The organism is Myroides sp. TSA_177.3 (genome assembly GCF_052691955.1).
On sequence record NZ_JBQZGD010000007.1, the window covers coordinates 26,282 to 45,639 of the forward strand.

General features: G+C 35.7%; 16 protein-coding genes. 11 read left to right on the forward strand and 5 right to left on the reverse strand.

Annotation, left to right across the window (positions count from 1 at the left end):
• Positions 1–258 precede the first annotated feature (258 nt).
• Genes menA through ACUTSE_RS08620 form a run of 3 tightly spaced genes read left to right on the forward strand, consistent with a single transcriptional unit; the run spans position 259 to position 2,904 of the window.
• Entirely contained in the window at positions 259–1,170 is a 912-nt protein-coding gene (menA, locus tag ACUTSE_RS08610) for a 1,4-dihydroxy-2-naphthoate octaprenyltransferase (RefSeq protein WP_445639910.1), read from the forward strand.
• 10 nt (positions 1,171–1,180) lie between these two features.
• The gene (locus ACUTSE_RS08615) at positions 1,181–1,867 is read left to right on the forward strand and encodes a metal-dependent hydrolase (protein WP_445639911.1); all 687 of its coding nucleotides are present in this window, start codon (positions 1,181–1,183) and stop codon (positions 1,865–1,867) included.
• Positions 1,868–1,872: 5 nt separating this feature from the next.
• Positions 1,873–2,904, forward strand: coding sequence for an o-succinylbenzoate synthase (locus ACUTSE_RS08620; RefSeq protein WP_445639912.1), 1,032 nt, complete (start codon positions 1,873–1,875; stop codon positions 2,902–2,904).
• 249 nt (positions 2,905–3,153) lie between these two features.
• On the opposite strand, the gene ACUTSE_RS08625 is transcribed toward ACUTSE_RS08620, so the two are convergent.
• From ACUTSE_RS08625 to ACUTSE_RS08645, 5 genes are all read right to left on the reverse strand, one after another.
• Complete coding sequence (locus ACUTSE_RS08625; RefSeq protein ID WP_445639913.1) at positions 3,154–4,023, reverse strand: helix-turn-helix domain-containing protein; 870 nt, start codon at positions 4,021–4,023, stop codon at positions 3,154–3,156.
• Positions 4,024–4,272: 249 nt separating this feature from the next.
• Entirely contained in the window at positions 4,273–6,066 is a 1,794-nt protein-coding gene (locus ACUTSE_RS08630) for an acyl-CoA dehydrogenase family protein (RefSeq protein ID WP_002992299.1), read from the reverse strand.
• A 28-nt stretch (positions 6,067–6,094) separates the two neighbouring features.
• A complete protein-coding gene (locus tag ACUTSE_RS08635) occupies positions 6,095–7,276 on the reverse strand; it encodes an acetyl-CoA C-acyltransferase (protein WP_002992301.1) in 1,182 nt (393 codons plus the stop codon).
• 22 nt (positions 7,277–7,298) lie between these two features.
• Entirely contained in the window at positions 7,299–9,704 is a 2,406-nt protein-coding gene (locus tag ACUTSE_RS08640; protein WP_445639914.1) for a 3-hydroxyacyl-CoA dehydrogenase/enoyl-CoA hydratase family protein, read from the reverse strand.
• A gap of 49 nt (positions 9,705–9,753) precedes the next feature.
• Positions 9,754–10,194: a MarR family winged helix-turn-helix transcriptional regulator gene (locus ACUTSE_RS08645; RefSeq protein WP_172462224.1), complete on the reverse strand. Its 441-nt coding sequence runs from the start codon at positions 10,192–10,194 to the stop codon at positions 9,754–9,756.
• 305 nt (positions 10,195–10,499) lie between these two features.
• Here ACUTSE_RS08645 and ACUTSE_RS08650 point away from each other — a divergent pair, with 305 nt between their 5' ends.
• The 8 genes from ACUTSE_RS08650 (at position 10,500) to ACUTSE_RS08685 (ending at position 19,242) form a co-directional block, all read left to right on the forward strand.
• The gene (locus ACUTSE_RS08650) at positions 10,500–11,273 is read left to right on the forward strand and encodes an N-acetyltransferase (protein ID WP_445639915.1); all 774 of its coding nucleotides are present in this window, start codon (positions 10,500–10,502) and stop codon (positions 11,271–11,273) included.
• A 350-nt stretch (positions 11,274–11,623) separates the two neighbouring features.
• Positions 11,624–12,964: a peptide-N-glycosidase F-related protein gene (locus tag ACUTSE_RS08655; RefSeq protein ID WP_445639916.1), complete on the forward strand. Its 1,341-nt coding sequence runs from the start codon at positions 11,624–11,626 to the stop codon at positions 12,962–12,964.
• 198 nt (positions 12,965–13,162) lie between these two features.
• Positions 13,163–13,765: an SCO family protein gene (locus ACUTSE_RS08660; protein WP_445639917.1), complete on the forward strand. Its 603-nt coding sequence runs from the start codon at positions 13,163–13,165 to the stop codon at positions 13,763–13,765.
• Between the two features lie 4 nt (positions 13,766–13,769).
• Positions 13,770–14,147 carry a hypothetical protein gene (locus tag ACUTSE_RS08665; protein ID WP_445639918.1) on the forward strand — a complete coding sequence of 126 codons (378 nt, stop codon included), beginning with the start codon at positions 13,770–13,772 and terminating at the stop codon, positions 14,145–14,147.
• Positions 14,148–14,270: 123 nt separating this feature from the next.
• Entirely contained in the window at positions 14,271–15,137 is an 867-nt protein-coding gene (locus tag ACUTSE_RS08670; RefSeq protein WP_445639919.1) for a helix-turn-helix domain-containing protein, read from the forward strand.
• 198 nt (positions 15,138–15,335) lie between these two features.
• Complete coding sequence (locus ACUTSE_RS08675) at positions 15,336–16,766, forward strand: DUF3887 domain-containing protein (RefSeq protein ID WP_445639920.1); 1,431 nt, start codon at positions 15,336–15,338, stop codon at positions 16,764–16,766.
• A gap of 352 nt (positions 16,767–17,118) precedes the next feature.
• The gene (locus ACUTSE_RS08680; RefSeq protein ID WP_445639921.1) at positions 17,119–17,922 is read left to right on the forward strand and encodes a hypothetical protein; all 804 of its coding nucleotides are present in this window, start codon (positions 17,119–17,121) and stop codon (positions 17,920–17,922) included.
• A 249-nt stretch (positions 17,923–18,171) separates the two neighbouring features.
• Complete coding sequence (locus tag ACUTSE_RS08685; RefSeq protein ID WP_445639922.1) at positions 18,172–19,242, forward strand: hypothetical protein; 1,071 nt, start codon at positions 18,172–18,174, stop codon at positions 19,240–19,242.
• The last annotated feature ends 116 nt before the right edge of the window (positions 19,243–19,358 follow it).

The window sequence follows — 19,358 nt, forward strand, 5'->3', positions numbered from 1 at the left end:
ATGTGTTTTGAAAAGAATCGTTCTTTTAGTGAAGTACTTTTTCTCTTTTTGAGTTGCTATGGAGTCTTACTGTTGTACTGAATTTATGAATAGAAATAAAGGAGTTTTACCGTCTTTTTTTTGGGAAAGAAACGAGGGGTGAAAAAGAGAAATAAAGGAGAAAGTAAAACGGAATGTGAAGTTGTATTTACTTGGTTTTATCCTTAATTTTGCGCGAGTGGATAAATGAAGGTATTTGTCCGTTGAAAGTTTATACGTATGTCTAAAACAAAAACATGGGTTTCTGCAGCACGCTTGCGCACGTTACCTTTATCGATATCAGGAATTATTGTTGGAACCGCTTGTGCATTTCCTTATTATGCCAACCATGCAAATTTCTACCTGATCTTTTTCTTTGCTATCGTCACAACTTTATTGTTCCAAATATTATCCAACTTCGCTAACGATTATGGCGATGGTGTAAAAGGAACAGATAACGAAAATAGAGTAGGACCTCAACGGGCTTTACAAAGTGGTTTATTGACCAAAGAAGAATTGAAAAGAGGAATTATTTTTACGGCTGGTTTATCTTTAATTTCAGCGTTGATTTTAATTTACCTCTCCTTTGGACGTGATCATTTTTTTACGTCTTTGTTCTTTTTTGTTTTGGGAATTAGTTGTGTAGCAGCAGCTATTAAATATACCGTTGGACAATCGGCTTATGGGTATCGTGGTCTTGGGGATTTGTTTGTTTTTATCTTCTTTGGTTTAGTCAGTGTAATGGGAAGTTTTTACTTGTATGGACAAACTATAAATCCTTGGATTATTTTACCCGCTGTTGCTGTAGGTAATTTGAGCATCGCTGTATTGAATATTAATAATATGCGCGATTTAGATGCGGATAAAGTCGTAGGCAAAAATACACTAGCGGTTAAATTAGGGCGTCAAAATGCCAAGTATTATCATTACTTCATTATTGCATTTGCCTTAGTCGCATTTGTTGTATATGCTATTTATAGCGCAAAACCTTTAATTAATTTTGCCTTTGTACTCGCTTATTTTCCTTTTGTAAAACACTTGGTCTTTGTTAAAAATAATACCAACCCAAGAGAACTAGACAGCCAAATGAAAATTGTAGCGTTAAGTACTTTTTTGGTTTCTGTACTTTTTTCCTTAGCTTTAATCTTATAAAATAAAAATTATGAAAATAACCTATTATGGACATGCCTGTTTAGGAATCCAGATTGAAGATATTAATGTGATTGTTGATCCTTTTATTACGGGAAATCCGTTACCAGCAGCAAAGGAAATTAACGTCGATGAAATAAAAGCAGATTATATTCTATTAACGCATGCGCATGGTGATCACATTGCAGATGTTGAATTAATTGCAAACAATAATCCTGATGTGATTATTGTTTCTAATGCAGAGATTGCAGGGCACTATGAAGCAAAAGGGTTTAATGCGCATCCCATGAATCACGGTGGAAGTTGGCAGTTTGATTTTGGTAAAGTAAAATACACACCAGCGATTCACTCTAGTTCATTTCCTGATGGGAGCTATGGAGGACAGCCAGGTGGATTTGTCATTGAAAGCAAAAACAAGAATATCTATATCGCAGGTGATACTTCACTAACCATGGATATGAAATTAATTCCGATGTTTACTGCATTAGATTTAGCAATTCTACCTATTGGAAGTAATTTCACTATGGGAGTTGATGAGGCTGTAATTGCAGCGGATTTTGTTCAATGTGATAAAGTACTAGGGTATCACTTTGACACCTTTGGTTATATCGAAATTGACCATGAAGAGGCAAAACGCAAATTCTTTGAAAAAGGAAAAGACTTAATGCTTTTGTCTATTGGAGAAAGCTTAACCTTATAAAAAACATGAAAGCAACATACAGCAAGCATATTCTTCAATTTAAGAGACCTTCTGGTACATCTAGGGGTGTTATGACAGAAAAGGAAACTTGGTTGCTTAAAATAGAGGAAAACGATAAAATCGGAATAGGAGAGTGCGGGATACTGCGCTCTCTTAGTTTTGATGACCGTCCCGACTATGAAGCCAAGTTGCAATGGGTGGTGGAACATATCCATTTAGGAAAGGAAGTTTTATGGGAAGCTTTGCGCGATTGGCCCTCTATTCAATTTGGAGTAGAACAAGCCTTTTTATCTTTAGCAAGCGCTGATCCTTTTGTTCTGTTTCCTTCTGCTTTTGTGGAAGGACAGCAAGCTATTCCAATCAATGGTTTGATTTGGATGGGGAAAGAAGCCTTTATGAAAGAGCAAATCGATGAAAAGTTAGCACAGGGTTTTACTTGTGTGAAGTTAAAAATCGGCGCGATTGACTTTGATGCAGAAATAAATCTCTTACACTACATTCGACAACATTATAGCGTCGATCAGATTGAATTGAGAGTGGATGCCAATGGAGGGTTCTCTGTAGCGGATGCACCAGCGAAACTAAAACAATTAGCACAGCTGCATATTCACAGTATTGAACAACCCATCAAACAGCATCAAATTCAAGAAATGGCAACCCTTTGTCAAACAACGGCTTTGCCTATTGCGCTAGATGAAGAATTAATTGGCGTAACAGCCTACGCAGATAAAGTCGCTTTACTAACAGCGATTCGCCCGCAGTATATTATTTTAAAACCCAGCTTAGTTGGAGGCTTTAAAGGAAGTCAAGAGTGGATTGAAATCGCAGAGCAATTGCAAATTCAATGGTGGATTACTTCTGCATTAGAAAGTAATATCGGACTTAATGCGATTGCACAATGGACCTTTACATTGAATAACCCAATGCCACAAGGATTGGGAACTGGTGCTTTATACACTAATAATTTTGATTCTCCTTTGGAAGTGAGAAACGGACAGTTGTGGTATAATGGAGATGGGGGATGGGTTGTGAGTTAGGTTAGAAGTTATGGGTTAGGAGTTAGGAGTTAGGGGTGATGGTTCGTTCGGGTTACACCTATTTCTAGATATATTCAAAAAAAGGTTCAATCTTGTATAAAGATTGAACCTTTTTTGTGAAGTTCGTGAGGGTTATCACCCTGAGGCAACGAAGGGTCGCATCCAGCGCTCACATAACGCTTTTTTACTACAATTATCTATAATCGACAAATCTCACCACACCCTCTCATCGTCTCACCCTCCCATAACTTATCTTCTCCTAAATTCATCTGGTGCAATCCCAATGTGTTTCTTAAAAAACCTAGAGAAGTAGGAATTATCTTTAAAATTCAATTGATAGGCAATTTCGCTAGCGGATAAGTTTGTATGTAGAAGTAGTCGTTTGCATTCAATTAAGATGCGATCGCGAATCATGTCTCCTGCGGATTTTTGCTTTACTTTTTGGCACATGGCATTCAAGTAGTTGGGGGTAACCAGCAGTACCTTGGCGTATTCTTTTGGAAAGCGATATTCATAAAAGTGCTTATCAATCAAGGATTCAAATGATTTGATTAAATCATTCGATTTTATGGAAGTCAGACTAGTCAAAGAAGTTTGATCAATCTCTTTTTTACATAAGAGTAATACTTCTAAAAGGTAGGTTCGAATTAAATTAATGTATTCGCCGTCCTCAGTTTCATATTCTTTGAGGATACGCTCCATGGCAATCAACAGAATGTCTTTTAGTTCATCTCCTAGTTCAACGAGATGGTGGCTAGTAAAGCGTTTAAAAAAAGGGAGATCGTGGACAAATAGGTGGTCAGAAACGAATTGGGTAATGAAACTAGGGGTAAAACTCAACAAATAGCCTTGTGTGGATGCATTAAAACTCCATCGATATTGTTGCCAGGTATTTATAAAAACAATATCACCCGCTTTGACTTCATAGGCTTGTAAATCGATATATTGAACTCCAGTTCCTGCAGTGATGAGAATAATTTGAAAAAAGTCATTCTTCTGCATGGGAATGGTATAACTATTTTCGAGCCGTAAGGCGTGTTGTAATTTCATGGCGATGAATTCTCTTCGCTCTCCTCTACTATCAGATAATACTTGTTTATTTAAATTCCCATTATACATTTTATCTATTTTAAATCATACGATAAAGATAGATTTATTGTTTTTAATAAATGATTTTATTAGTTATTTTAGTATTTATTTATAAAAATCATACGAAATGAGGGGTAATGATGCGGATTAAATATTTGATTAGTATATAGGTAAAGTGTTTTTTATAGGTATTTTATATGAAATCAAAAAGACCGCCCTTTCGATTGAACGAAAGAAGCGGTCTTTTTTTTAACAAACTAAACCAATCGTTTGTTTTCGTTAGAAAACATATTCGTTAGCTTCTATTGCTTTTTTAGCAATAGATTCGCGTAATGCATTTACATTCGGTAGATTTACATATTTAGTAAATCTTCTTAATCCCATTAACATGATGCGTTGTTCATCTCCTTCTGCAAAAGAAGCAATTCCTTCTTTTCCTTTTTGAGCCACAATATCAACAGCATGGTATAGATATAATTGAGCCATCGCGATTTCTTCTTTGATGTTTTGCTCTCCTTTGCTTTTTGCTAATTTTTCAGTTCTTAGAATTGCGCTTTCTGCCATGTAGATTTCAATCATCATATCTGCAGCAGCCATCATTAATGCTTGGTGTTTTTCTAAGTCTGGACCAAATTTTTGAACCGCACTACCAGCAACCATTAAAAAGGCTTTTTTCAGCTTTTCAATCATTTCTTTTTCTTCGGTGAACAGTTCTGAATAATCAGGGGTATCGAAACTTGGAATACTCATCAATTCATCCGCAACTTGCATAGCAGGAGTTAGTAAATCTACATGTCCTTTCATTGCTTTTTTGATTAACATTCCTACAGCTAACATGCGGTTGATTTCGTTCGTTCCTTCATAAATACGAGAAATACGAGCATCTCTCCACGCACTTTCCATTGGAGTATCTTCAGAGAATCCCATTCCACCAAAGATTTGGATTCCTTCATCTGTACAAGATTGTACATCCTCAGAAACCGCTACTTTTAGGATTGAACACTCAATAGCAAATTCTTCAACTCCTTTTAGTTCTGCTTCTTGGTGTGAATTTCCTTCTTCAATTCGTTGATTGATGCGTTTTTCAATACTACCAGCAGCACGATAAGAAGCGGATTCCCCTACATATGCATTTGTTACCATTTCTGCAATTTTCGTGCGGATAGCACCAAAAGAAGAAATAGGCACTTTGAACTGGATGCGCTCATTCGCGTATTTAATTGCTTCCGTAATTAAGCGACGTTGAGAATCTAAACAAGCAGCAGCTAGTTTGATACGCCCCACGTTCAAGGCATTCATTGCAATTTTAAACCCATTTCCACGCTCAGAAAGCATATTCTCAACAGGTACTTTCGTGTTTGTAAAGAATACCTGACGAGTAGAAGAGGCTCTAATTCCCAATTTGTGTTCTTCTTCTCCAAGAGAAATTCCATTAGAAGGATCATTTTCTACAATAAATCCCGTAATATTTTTGTCGTCTTCAATACGAGCGAATACGATGAATACATTACAGAATCCAGCATTGGAAATCCACATTTTTTGTCCTGTGATGTTGTAATACTTACCATCATCTGATAAAACAGCTTTCGTTTTTCCTGAGTTTGCATCAGAACCAGCATCAGGTTCTGTTAAACAGTAAGCCCCAAACCATTCACCACTGGCTAATTTAGGAACGTATTTTTTCTTTTGTTCTTCATTTCCATAGAGTGTAATCGGCATTGTTCCAATTCCCGTATGTGCTCCAAAAGCAGTAGAGAAAGAACCTGTTGCTCCTGATATATAATCACAAACAAGCATGGTTGAAACAAATCCCATTTCCAATCCTCCGTAAGCTTCAGGAACAGCAACCCCTAAAAGACCAAGTTCCCCTGCTTTTTGCATGCATTCTTTTGTGAACGCATAGTCTTTATTTTCAAAGCGATTTTTGTGTGGCCATACCTCTTTATCGATAAATTCCTTTACCGAATCACGCATCATTAGTTGCTCTTCTGAGAAATCTTCAGGAGTAAAGATATTCTCACTTTTTGTTTCTTTTATTAAGTATTGACCTCCTCTTGTTATAGCTGTATTCATGGTTAATTTTTTTATGGTTAATAGTAGATTATAGCAATTCGTAAATTCCAGCTGCTCCTTGACCAGTTCCCACACACATGGTAACCATACCGTATTTAGAGCCTCTGCGTTTCATTTCATCAAAAAGTTGAACAGATAATTTTGCTCCTGTACATCCTAGTGGATGTCCTAAGGCGATTGCTCCACCATTGACGTTAACGATATCAGGATTAATTCCCAATTCTCTAATAACAGCTAGCGATTGAGAAGCAAAAGCTTCATTCAATTCAATTAAATCAATGTCTTTTAATTGTAATCCAGCTTGTTTAAGTGCTTTAGGAATAGCTTTAATCGGACCAATTCCCATAATTCGAGGCTCAACACCTGCAGCTGCATAATTGACCATGCGAGCAATCGGTTCAATGTTAAGCTCTTTGACCATTTCTTCAGACATGACCATAACAAAAGCAGCACCGTCACTCATTTGAGAAGAGTTTCCTGCCGTAACAGATCCATCAGCGGCAAATACAGGTCTCAATTTAGACAAAGCCTCAACAGAAGTTCCCATACGAGGACCTTCATCTTGTGTAACCGTGTAGGATTTGCTTTCTCTTTTTCCTTTTTCGTTGACAAATACTTCGTCTACGGTGATTGGTACAATTTGATCCGCAAACTTTCCATCCGCAATAGCTTTTAACGCTTTCATGTGCGATTGGTAAGCGAATTCATCTTGATCAGCTCGAGATACTTTATAGTCATTGGCTACTGCTTCAGCAGTAAGTCCCATTCCCCAGTAGTAATCTTCATGTCCCGCTTTTGCCACTCCATAATCTGGCGTTGGTTTATATCCACCCATAGGAATATAACTCATGCTTTCCGCTCCACCAGCGATGATACAATCCGCCATTCCTGCTTGAATCTTTGCCACGGCCATTCCGATGGTTTCAATACCAGAAGCACAGTATCGGTTTACGGTAACCCCAGGTACATCATCTACTTTTAATCCCATTAAGGAGATTAAACGCCCCATATTAAGCCCTTGTTCAGCTTCTGGCATTGCATTTCCTACCATGACATCGTCAATACGCGTTTTGTCAAATTCAGGAAGAGCGTTCATTAAATATTCTATGGTTTCTGCTGCTAACTCATCGGGTCTTTTAAAGCGAAAAACACCGCGAGGAGCTTTACCTACAGCTGTTCTATATCCTTTTACTATATATGCAGTTTTCATGTTTCTGTAATTAGTTGGTTAATTAGTTTCTCAAAGGTTTACCTGTTTTCAGCATATGTTGAATACGCTCTAATGTTTTGCGTTCTCCACATAGCGATAGGAAAGCCTCTCTTTCTAAGTCAAGTAAGTACTGTTCAGAGACTAAAGTTGCCTCAGATAAATCTCCACCAGCCATCACATAAGCAAGTTTATTGGCAATTTTGTGATCGTGTTCTGAAATATACTTTCCTGCCATCATACTGTCTGTTCCTACATAGAACATCCCTAATGCCTGACGACCTAATACTTTGATGTCTTTTCGTTTAACTGGTTGTGTATAGCCGGCTTGAGCCATAACCAATGCTTCGCGTTTGGCTTGTGCAATTTGTAAATCTTTGTTTACTACGACGATATCCTTACCGCGTTGTAGAATGTTATAGTCATAAGCTTCTTCAGCAGATGTAGCTACTTTGGCCATTCCAATGGTCAAGAAATGCTCTTGTAAGGTATTTAATTCCACATCGTTTTTGCGGTATAAATCAGACGCTCTAACAGTCATCTCTTTAGAACCACCACCACCAGGGATTAATCCTACACCAAATTCAACTAAACCAATATAGGTTTCTGCAGCAGCAACAACTTTGTCTGCATGTAAGCTCAACTCACATCCACCACCAAAAGTCATCCCGTGTGGTGCAGCAACTACTGGAATAGCAGAATAGCGCATTTTCATCATGGTATCTTGGAACATTTTAATTGCGATGTTCAATTCATCCCAATCTTGTTCAGCAGCCATCATGAAAATCATCATTAAATTCGCTCCAACAGAGAAATTCGACCCTTGATTTCCAACAACTAAACCGTCAAAATCTTGTTCTGCAATCTCAACAGCTTTATTTAATCCTGCTAAAACACCACCGCCAATCGTATTCATTTTAGAGTGGAACTCTAAGTTTACAATACCATCACCTAGGTCGAGTAGGGTAGCTTCGCTATTCCCCCATACTTTATTCGTATTTCGAATGTTATTTAGGATGATAAATGCATCCTGCCCAGGAATTGCATCATATGTTTGGGTTTGTTGATTGTAAAATAGTTTTTTGCCATTTTCAATTTTATAGAAACTTGTAGCACCCGTAGCTGCTAAGTCTTTGACCCATTGAGCAACTTGATAGCCTTCTTTTTCTACTAAGTCAATTCCCTTTTGTAAACCAAGGACATCCCAAGTTTCAAATGGACCATATTTCCAAGCATATCCTGTACGCATGGCATCATCAATAGAGAATAAGGTATCTGTAATTTCAGGAACGCGTTGTGAAACATACGCAAATAAAGAAGCAAAGTGCTTGCGGATTAAGGTTCCTGCTTTTCCTGGATCAGCTAATAATACAGACCATTTTGCTTTTGTGCCTCCCGCTTGGTTAGCCGTTTCAATAGCTTCAATCTTAGCACGCTCTAAAGGTCTGTAGCTTAATGTATTTAAATCTAGGGCAAAACGATTTGTTTTACCTTCTTTATCTACTTCTTTATAGTAAAATCCTTTTTTCGTTTTGTCTCCTAAGAATTTATTTTCAAGTAAGAAATTCAACGCTTGATTGTCTTTTACTTCTTGAATCATCGCGTCATCTGGACAGTTTTGTTTTAGTCCTAGCGTAACGTTAATTGCTGTATCTAGACCAACTAAATCACCCAATTTAAAGGTTCCTGTTTTTGGACGACCAAGGAAAGCCCCTGTTAAGGTATCTGCTTCTTCAATCGTTAATCCAATCTCTTGGGTAAGTTGCATCACCATGGCCATAGAATATACCCCAATTCTATTTCCAATGAAACCAGGTGTATCTTTACATAAAACAGGAGTTTTACCTAAGTATACACGAGCGTAGTTTTGGAAAAATGAAATAACTTCAGCAGACGTGTGTGGTCCAGGAATAATCTCAAATAAAGGTAAATAACGCGGTGGGTTAAAGAAGTGTGTACCACAAAAATGCTGTTGAAAATCCTCTGAACGTCCTTCAACAAGCAATTTCATAGGAATTCCAGATGTATTTGAAGTAATTAAAGTGCCTGGTTTTCTATATTTTTCTATATTTTCAAAAACAGATTTCTTTATATCTAATCGTTCAATAACAACTTCGATAATCCAATCTACTGTTTTGATTTTCGATAAATCATCCTCAAGATTTCCTACCGTAATACGATCGGCAAAGCGAGGCGTATAAATAGGAGCAGGTTTTGATTTTAGTGCATTGGTTAAATGAGTTTGCGCAATTTTATTTCGAACGGCGCGATCATTTAAAGTTAAGCCCTTTTTCTCTTCCTCTGGAGTTAAAGCATTGGGAACAATATCCATTAACAATACCTCAACACCAATATTGGCAAAATGACATGCAATAGCTGATCCCATAACTCCTGAACCAATTACAGCCACTTTTTTAATTCTTCTTTTCATATGTTTATATAATTCCTATGGTTAATACTTATTCTATTGTTTGATTGGGTTACTTTTTGGTATCAAATATGGCTTTATCTGCAATCAGTTGATTTACCGTTTCGGTAACTGCAATGAAATTGGCAATCTGCTCCTCTGTAAGGTGTTTGCGTATCGCCTCGTTGAATCGCTTGACCTTTTCTTTGGAAAGTTCTCGTTTCTCAAGACCTAAAGGAGTAAGTTTTATGATAACCCCTCGACCATCATGAGGGTTTTTTTCTCTTGTGATTAATCCTTTTTCCTCCATTTTCTTTAAGGTACGAGTCAAACTCGTCGCTTCCATTCCCATATTAGGGCCTAATAGAGTAGAAGGTGTACCATTCTTATCAATACTCAACAGAGCAAAAGCTAAAGACATGGTTGCGTCATATTTGGCAGCTTCTTCGTTGTACATCCTCGCTACTGCTTGCCAAGTTGCTCTTAAAGTATAGTCTATTGTTTTGTCCTTCATTTCAAGTTGGTTAAACTCAAATATAAGAAAAAAATAATATGCACGCATACTATTAGGTGGATTTTTTTTAAAAGTTGCTATTTTACTTTTATAAAAGAATGCCTAAAGTATTTAAGTTCTTCTAAATTAGTGAATTATTTTAATATAGAAAAGGATAAAACTTTAAGCTTTGGTTAAGAAAAATAAAATAGAGTAAGCTTTTCATTGCGGGGAGAAAAGAAGGAAAAGCACAATGAATTTGGGAAGAAAGACTATCTTTGACCTGCTAAATTTAAATCGGATTAGTAATACGCAATTTTAAAATCATGAACAAAGATACAAGCCACTTTTCTTTTATACGAACATCAAAAACCTATTTACCACAATATGATGTACTATTAGAAAAAGTTTATGCTTACAGTGTATGGCCGGAGTTTATTTTGCAGGATCAGGTCAATCTCGACTATTGGGAAGAGTTGTATGTGGAGTTCCCCATGTACCAGTTTTTCCTGATGGACGGACAGGAAGTTGTAGGAAATGGTAACTGCGTTCCGTTGAGTTTAACTAAAGAAGAATTAGCTCAATTGCCTGATGAAGGATGGGATTGGGCATTAGAACGCGCTTTTTTAGATCAACAAGCAGGTAAAAAACCCAACACCTTATGTGCATTACAAATAGGAGTGAATCCAGCCTATCAAGGAAAGGGCATTAGTCAATATTTGGTGCGTTTTATGAAAGCCTTGGCGAAGGAACAGCAGATGGATGATTTTATTTTGCCAATTCGCCCGACTGTAAAGCATCGTTATCCACTTCAAAAGATGGAAGACTATGTGACGTGGAAAAATGAAAAAGGACAGGCATTTGACCCTTGGATCCGAACACACGAAAAAAATGGAGCAACAGTGATTAAGGTATGCGCTAAAGCGATGTATGTAGAAGGCAATGTACAAGAATGGGAGCAATGGACCAATCGCTCCTTTCAAACGTCTGGACACTATGTTATTGATTTTGCCTTAAATCCTATTGAAATTGATTTAGAAAATAATAGAGGTACTTATATAGAGCCCAATGTATGGATGAAATATAACTTAGATTTATAATAACTAAATAAGAGAATGAAAAAGCCCACAAGAAGTTTATCGCTTTTGTGGGCTTTTTGTTGTATTAAACGTATTAAACGTACTAGAAGAGAAGGACAAAAATAAACTGTACGAAATGTTTGGTTATTCTTTTGTTTTAATATAATTTTAAGTTAATTATTTAAGGTTTGATTTTGTTTTGATATAAACGTTTTTGCTTGTTTATTCTTTTATTCGTATTTAGCTTAAAATAGTAGGATGATGGAGGAAGAAGAACGGAAAGATAAGAGGTGCGTTTGTAAAGGGTAGTTGGAGATGAAACCAGAAATAACAAGGATGAAGCCGAAACAAATCTATTAATTTATAAATCAATGAAAAAAAAATTACCCTTGCTGAGCTTGGTGGCCGCTTGCTTATTCGGTCACTTTAGTTTTGCCCAAGAGAATACCCGTACAACGACAATCTTTGATAAAATTGTTTTTTACGATGGTTATGCAGCGAATTCAGAAGAAGCCGTTCCTCCAGGCGTTGTGCGATTAAACAATGCTCTTTATGCTAAAAAGATGACAACAGCGGAGCGTCAGGCCGTTTTGTCTACCTTGGAAGTAGAAGTAACCATTGGTGCACTTTGTGATAATTATGATCGTATTGGCGGTGTTTTTCTTTCTTTGGTTCCTCAAGGTCAACCGATGACAGATCAAAATAAAAAGACCATAGAGATTGGTCGTTTTATCACTCCTTTTATGGATAAAAATCGTCAACCAACAGAGGTTCCTTATGTGTTTGATTTAAACCATTTGGTTCCTATGTTTAAAGATCAATCCTTTGCTGCTTATGATTTTTGGATTGAATTTAATGTATTTGGCGTGCCTTATGCAGCGAATAATGAAGTTTCAGGTTGCGCAGGTAGAAGTGATGTGTTCGAAGGAACGTTGAAAATAAAATCAGAAGATACCGGAAATCCATATGATACCTTCTTTTTACTACCTTTGGCTAGTAGAGATTCTTTTAATAATTACAACGCAACAGATGTTGCAGGTACAACAACAAAAATTTATCAATTTACGTTAGACGATGCAATTAGTGAATCGTATTTTCATTTGATTACATCTAATCACGGTGCAAATCAAGGAGGAGAGGAGTATGTTCGTCGTACACATCAAGTGTATTTAGATGGAGATTTGATAGAAATGTATAAACCTGGTGGAAAATCATGCGAACCTTATCGTAAGTATAATACGCAAGGTAATGGTATTTATGGTTCGCGACCTAAAACGGAAGCAGATTGGACGAGTTGGAATAACTGGTGTCCTGGTGATGTGATTCCCAATAGAATTTTAAAAATAGCAGACCTGCAAAAGGGAACACATGAATTTAAAGTTACGGTTCCTGATGCCCGTTTTGTAGATGGTCAGGGGGATTTCCCCTTGTCTCTTTTCTTTTTTGCAAAGGGAATCAATGGAGTGTTAGCCACAGAAAAGTTTGAAAAAGTGAGCTATCAGATTTATCCAAATCCGACCACAGATGCTGTTCATATTCAGTCAGAACAAGAGGTACAAACTGTTGTAGTATATGATATGAGTGGAAGCAAAGTATTAGAAACAAAAAACACACCAACGATTAATTGCCAAACGTTGAGTGCAGGTAGTTATATCTTTTCCATTGCATTTGCTAATGGGATTAAAACCACAGAAAAAATTGTAAAAAAATAGGAGAGAATATTTCTTGTCCTTAATATAATACGGAAAGCACTGTTTAAGAAGTAAACAGTGCTTTTTGGGTTTATATAGGCTACTTTTGTATCCTATTTATCTGCTCAACCATTTTGGACCGATTCGCTATACAGAAATCACCTCTTCAATCCTGTTTTTTTATCCGTTTACCTCCATATTTTTTCGTACTTTTGTAGTATGAATCGACTATTTTTTTACTTGCTTATTCCTTTCTTCATTGCTTGTGGCAAAGAGGTGAATGAATTGCCTTATTTAGGTAATCATACCGAAGAGGGAGGGAAAGTCGAAAAATATTATGAAATCCCACAATTTTCATTGCTGAATCAGGATAGTCTCCTTGTCTCTAATCAAACCTTGGCTGGAAAAGTATATGTAGCTGATTTTATTTTCCTACAATGCCCAACCATTTGCCCCAAGATGAATGTAGAGATGAAAAGGGTATATGATGCCTATCAAACAGAAGAAGACGTTTTATTTGTGTCCCATACCATTGATCCCAAACACGATACAATTCCCGTTTTAAAAGCATACAGTGAATCTTTAGGGGTAGATCCTTTAAAATGGCACTTCCTATATGGAGAAGAACAGGTTATACATCAATTAGCCCAAGGTTATTTCATGCAAGCTTATCAAGAGACAAATGCTCCTGGAGGCTATGCGCATAGTGGTGGATTTTTGTTGATTGATGGTCAACAGCATATTCGCGGCGTGTATGATGGAACCAATTCCGCTGATGTGGATCGATTAATTCAAGATATTAAATTGTTGTTGAAGAAATAAAGTAATGAAAAAGCAGATTTTACTTCTCTTATTGCTTTCCTTTATCTACCAAAACACCTCCAGTTTTTGGATACTAACCTCATTTTATATCAATCAAAGTTATATTGCTGAAAATATTTGTATCAATCGCTTTGATGCAATTCCCATGTGTTATGGAAGTTGCTATCTTCAAAGTGAACTATCCGAAGATTCAGAGAAAAAAGCCGAACTTCCAATGTTCAAAACGAAGGAAGTACAGCCTTTATTTAGCCAATCCATGGCCTATGAACCTTATATAGCTCATACTATTCCCTTAGAGAATATACCCTATCCCAATTATATTGACACTTTAGTAGTAACCCATTTTATATATGCTGTTTTTCAACCTCCTGAACGGGTGTAAATACCTGTGAATGAATCTGTTTTTTGTAGATTATTACGTGGTGAATGCGATAAAATCAAGATTTGCTGTGTTTTAAGTCGAACAAAAACAGGGAGAAGAAGTTAAACAAGAAAACATAAAATTATGCAAGCGACTAAAGTACCCGTTTGCACAATTGGTTTATTCAATACTAAACATGATCTTTGGATGGACAGCCTGGAAGGGTTGCTTCAACAATACCCTGTATTATCTACGCCTCATACCAATGCCTTTTATTTACTTTTGTGCATTGAACAAGGAGGGGGTGAACTCGTTGTAGACCAAGATAAGATTCGCCTTGGAGCGGCTCAAGTATTGATTATTAAACCCAATTGTATCAACACCATGACTTTGCAAGAAGGAACAACAGGAACCATTATAGGCTTCACTACAGAGTTCTTTTCCTTGCGATACAACACCAATGTATTACATCAATTTCCTTATTTTAATGAAGGAAACCAAACTGTTTTTCACGTTCCTCAGGATCATGTAAAAAGCATGAGATTCTTGTTGTGGCAGATGTTGGATGAATTTAAAATGAACAAAAAAGCCTCTCAAAAAGTATTGCGCTCTTATTTGAATATCCTATTGATTGAGTTAGACCGCATGTATATTCCTATACATACGGTGAAAGTACACAATGCAGTACATGAAAAGATACAGAAGTATCAAACCTTAATCGAACAACATTTTAAAACCCATAAAATGCCTTCTGAATATGCTGATATGTTGCATATTAGTACGAATTATCTGAATAAAATATGCCGTAATATTCTAGGACAAACTTCGGGGAATTTAATTAAGCAACACATTATACTGGAGGCCAAGCGATTATTGAGTTATACCACGCATTCAATCAGTGAAATTGCCAATGAGCTAGGATTTGAACACGCCTCTTATTTTGTAACTATATTTAAGAAAGCAACCAATCAGACTCCGGAACAGTATAGAAAAAATCAGTGGATTGCGTAAGATGAGCGCAAGGAATAAATGAGAATAGGTAAATGTGGAGAAGATAGGGCAGGAAGAACTCCTTGCGATAAAATGAAGCATACAAATAAAAATCGAAGAGCTATTTCGTAATTATCGTGAAAATAGCTTTCATTTTGTTAAAAGTATCAGGGTTTCATTTCGAAATGACTACCTTTAGTTTTTATAAAGTAAAAAGATATGATAATTAAGCGTTTGCTATTGCTTTTTTGTTTATTAGGAGGTTTGTTGAATGTACAAGCACAGAATCGAGTAGAGCAGGTCATGGAAATCTTCATGGAAGACTACAATACCAGCAATTACGATAAATTTTACCACCGTTTTTCTGAGTCTCTTCAAAGTAGAGTGCCTTTTAATACCGTAGAGGCCTTTTTTGATGAGATGAAACAAAACTTAGGATCGATTGTTACCATCGAATACTACGGGGTAAATGATGACCAAACGCCTTTATTTAAGACACAATTTGAAAAAGAAACAGCTATTGTCAATTTCGCTTTTGATGAAGAAGCGAATATTGTCGGGTTTCGCATTTTAGATTATGTCAACCAGGAGGATTTAAAGCAAGGATTAGCAGAAAAATCGCTAGAAGATATTATTCTTGATAATGCCAATCATTTACCTGACCAAGGAGAAATAGCCTTAGCGATTATTAAAGATGATCAGGTACATTTCTATGGGTTGAAAAAGAAAGCTAAATTAATTCGCGATATTGACAACAAAAATGGATTATTCGGATTGGGAACTTTTACTTCTATTTTTACCAACAACATCTTAGCACAAGCTGATGTTCAAGGGAAAGTGAAATTATGGGAGGATATTAATGCTTACTATCCAGAACCGTTTAAAGATACCCTATCCTTGTCTTTTTCTTCTTTAGCGAATGGAACAGCTTTACTGCCGTTTTTTCCAAAAATAACGTTAGTTGGAGAAGATTTGATTTCCAATAAAAAGAATAAAAAAGGAAAAGAACCCGTGATTGGAAATGCGTCTATTGCTAACTATTTAGCGCATGATATCGAATTAGATACACTGAAAGTAAGAGGGCGTTTCTCTATCTTTGGAAGTAGTGTATTAGGAGATGCCTTAGCCCGTGTATACAATAAACCGTATACATCTCTTTTTCAAACGTATATTGTTGATCAATACCACTTAACTTCTACGCATTTGATTAAACCCAAACGAGCAAAAGTAGTGGGTGCTATTGGTAAGATCGATTTAGGTTTAGATAATAAAGCTAGTTATATGGATATTTTCTTGCCGTCTACGCAAGGATACTCAACGATAGAGGATATGGCTACGTATATTCAAGCGTATTTTGACCCAAAACATCCCGAATTAGCGCTGATGCAAAAACCGACTTCTATGATCACTCCAGATGATTGGATTAGCTTGGGATGGCGTTTGAACTTTTTTAGCCCATCAGAATCCCTGTATTTTCATCGAGGTATTGATGTCGCTTATTCCAATTTTATAAGCTTTAGCCCTGAACGGAAAGAAGGCGTAATCGTATTCGCTAATAGTTCAATGGATGATATGATTCAGTTGGTGGAGAATTTGAGCTTTCAAATTTGGTCCAAACTAGTAATAGATAACAAAAAGGATGACAAGTAGTCGTCCTTTTTTTTTGGAAAGTAGGAAGGATGGTATTTGTATAGGTCTGTGAGAAGGTGAGAAGGTGAGAAGGTGAGAAGGTGAAATCGGAACGCAGTGTAGATTCATCGAATACGAAAACAAATATAAACCCATGAGATAGAGGGTGAGGGGATGAGAGGGTAACGTCCCTAAATAGGGTTGACCGTTTTTAATGGAAAAATGGCATAGAAAAACAAAAAGGCAAAAAAGCAATTGCACGACTTCCTACATCCTGAAAATCTTTCTCCTCATTGATTCATAAATAATTATATATTTGTGTTAACTTTTAATTAGTATTTAATTAATATATTTTAACTCAAGTAAAAAAATCATGTTTAAAAAATTACTGGTATTGACCATACTAACATTACTGTCTTTTCCTATTGTTGCACAAGAAGGAAGCGATGAATACGAATTGCGTTCAAATGAAAAAATGGGATGGATTATCGATAAGGATGGAAAGAAAATTGAAGGGGTTGTCAAACTTATTGGAACAGCGGAAACACCTTGGGAGAACCAATTAAAAGTGAAGTTTATTGCTTTTGATGAGATTAATAAAGAGAAGAAAAGACAAAAGTTTAAAACGCTAAAAACAGACGATTTAAAAGGTTATGCCGCTTATGATGGAGAAGTACTACGCGAATTCGAATTGATTACTTACAAAAATATTAGAGAATCCTCAACTACTGATGGAGGAGGGATTTCAGGTAAGATAAAATTAATTAAGAACTTATCTACTTCGGAATATATGGTTGAAGTACTAATCTCAGGAGCAATTAAAGTATATCGCTTGTATGGTTTACCTTCTTCAGTGGCTATTGGAAAGAATGAAGTGAAAGAAAGAGAGCAAGACATTAAATATATTATTGAATCGCCAACTATTTTAGTAGTAAAAAACGGGGGGAAAATAGAAGAATTAAATAGCAGTGACTTTAAAAAACTAACGGAAGATTGTTCTTATGTGCGTACAAAAATGGTAAATAACGAATATGCAAGTTATAACCCAGAGAAAGAAGAAAAGAAAAAATCTAAATTAGGTTCATTATTAAAAAATGAGTTTGAGTTAAACGGAGCTAAAATTCAACGTATGGCTTTAGAAATTTTACCTGATTACAATGAAAATTGTGGGAAGTAAGATGCAATAGAAAGAGAAAGCGAAGATAAAGACCTTGGCTTTCTTTTCATTTTATATCATTTTTGTGGATTTGTATGAAAGTATTTTTTTCTATTCTAAAAGAAAATATTTAGGATAACACAGTAGCTAAGATAAATTATAGACGCCAAGATATTTTTTTTCTAGGAGTATGATGTAATTTGTTAGAAGTGATAAAGAAAAAAATAGTAAATGTCAGAAGATGTCCATTATTTACTACGTAATTAGATTATGAATTCAATTAAACAATCTCAATATATATTTAGCATTTTCATCTTGTTTCTTGCTATTCAGATGGCACCAAATGCTTATGGACAACGAGAATTATCAATTTATGAACCCATGTATACCTATGATTATTCAGTGAAACAACATTTAGCCTTAGGAATTCAAAAGTTGGCTTATGATAATTATTGGTTTATAGAGAATTTCAAGGCACCTGAAGGAGTAAAGATTATTGTTGAGAATAAACCATTTGATTCTTATCCATGTTTTAGAACTTTTTATATCTATGATCCAAATAGTAAATATTTACAAAGGCAAATAAGTCATCGTCTTGATGAAAATGGAATTGTTGTTCCAAATTCCATGAGCGGAGCTATTTATGAGTATGATTTTCAAAATGATAAAATTGAGATTAAGAAGAAGAACCTAAGTGACCGAACAACTGTCGCTACCTTTGTTTTTGATCAGTACACTGAAAACTTACTTGAACTACTTAGAGTTGTAGGGGATACCTTAAGATATTATTATTCGGATACAATAGTACCAAAAAAATTTATTGTTAATGATTTAAAAATATCATCATTAAAAAATAAAATAAATTATGAGGTCACGGTTTTTGATGATGATAAGTTTATTTATGAAGAGCAACCATTTATTCATATTTCTAAATATATCCCTCCCTTATCATTAGTTACTATCAATGAACGTTTATACAAACAAACGAGAGTAGCAAAGATTCAAGCTAAAGAGTTTAATTCGTTCATAAAGAAATATGCTTTGTTAGATGAAGATCAAAAAAAAATAAACGTAAAATTTTCAATTCAATTAACAGAGGAGGAATTAGACTTGTTGCTAAGAAATCGTTCAGAGTCAAGAGCTTATGATTTTCGATTAATATCTAGATCAGACAATCATGATATTTGGATTACAAAGCACACAGTAACTAGCAAATTAGAGGGTGGGGGAATTTCCTTGTTATTTGATTCAATAACTAAAAGAGTGAGTAAAATGAGTCATTATGCTTCTTTTAGAAGATTAGATCGATATAATAAACAAAGTACATATATTTATCAATAATAAATTTGATATAGGATTCCGATATATAGGTTATGGAGATTTGCATTGGATTAAAAATAATACAATTTTATAGTACAAGTACATTTTATCATCTTCCTGATATGCTGTACTAAATT

Coding starts and splice junctions, on each gene's coding strand:
- ACUTSE_RS08635 (WP_002992301.1), bottom strand. CDS start 7,276: ATGAAAACTGCATATATAGTAAAAGGATATAGAACAGCTGTAGGTAAA.
- ACUTSE_RS08620 (WP_445639912.1), top strand. CDS start 1,873: ATGAAAGCAACATACAGCAAGCATATTCTTCAATTTAAGAGACCTTCT.
- ACUTSE_RS08615 (WP_445639911.1), top strand. CDS start 1,181: ATGAAAATAACCTATTATGGACATGCCTGTTTAGGAATCCAGATTGAA.
- ACUTSE_RS08670 (WP_445639919.1), top strand. CDS start 14,271: ATGCAAGCGACTAAAGTACCCGTTTGCACAATTGGTTTATTCAATACT.
- ACUTSE_RS08680 (WP_445639921.1), top strand. CDS start 17,119: ATGTTTAAAAAATTACTGGTATTGACCATACTAACATTACTGTCTTTT.
- ACUTSE_RS08660 (WP_445639917.1), top strand. CDS start 13,163: ATGAATCGACTATTTTTTTACTTGCTTATTCCTTTCTTCATTGCTTGT.
- ACUTSE_RS08625 (WP_445639913.1), bottom strand. CDS start 4,023: ATGTATAATGGGAATTTAAATAAACAAGTATTATCTGATAGTAGAGGA.
- ACUTSE_RS08640 (WP_445639914.1), bottom strand. CDS start 9,704: ATGAAAAGAAGAATTAAAAAAGTGGCTGTAATTGGTTCAGGAGTTATG.
- menA (WP_445639910.1), top strand. CDS start 259: ATGTCTAAAACAAAAACATGGGTTTCTGCAGCACGCTTGCGCACGTTA.
- ACUTSE_RS08650 (WP_445639915.1), top strand. CDS start 10,500: ATGAACAAAGATACAAGCCACTTTTCTTTTATACGAACATCAAAAACC.
- ACUTSE_RS08685 (WP_445639922.1), top strand. CDS start 18,172: ATGAATTCAATTAAACAATCTCAATATATATTTAGCATTTTCATCTTG.
- ACUTSE_RS08665 (WP_445639918.1), top strand. CDS start 13,770: ATGAAAAAGCAGATTTTACTTCTCTTATTGCTTTCCTTTATCTACCAA.
- ACUTSE_RS08645 (WP_172462224.1), bottom strand. CDS start 10,194: ATGAAGGACAAAACAATAGACTATACTTTAAGAGCAACTTGGCAAGCA.
- ACUTSE_RS08655 (WP_445639916.1), top strand. CDS start 11,624: ATGAAAAAAAAATTACCCTTGCTGAGCTTGGTGGCCGCTTGCTTATTC.
- ACUTSE_RS08630 (WP_002992299.1), bottom strand. CDS start 6,066: ATGAATACAGCTATAACAAGAGGAGGTCAATACTTAATAAAAGAAACA.
- ACUTSE_RS08675 (WP_445639920.1), top strand. CDS start 15,336: ATGATAATTAAGCGTTTGCTATTGCTTTTTTGTTTATTAGGAGGTTTG.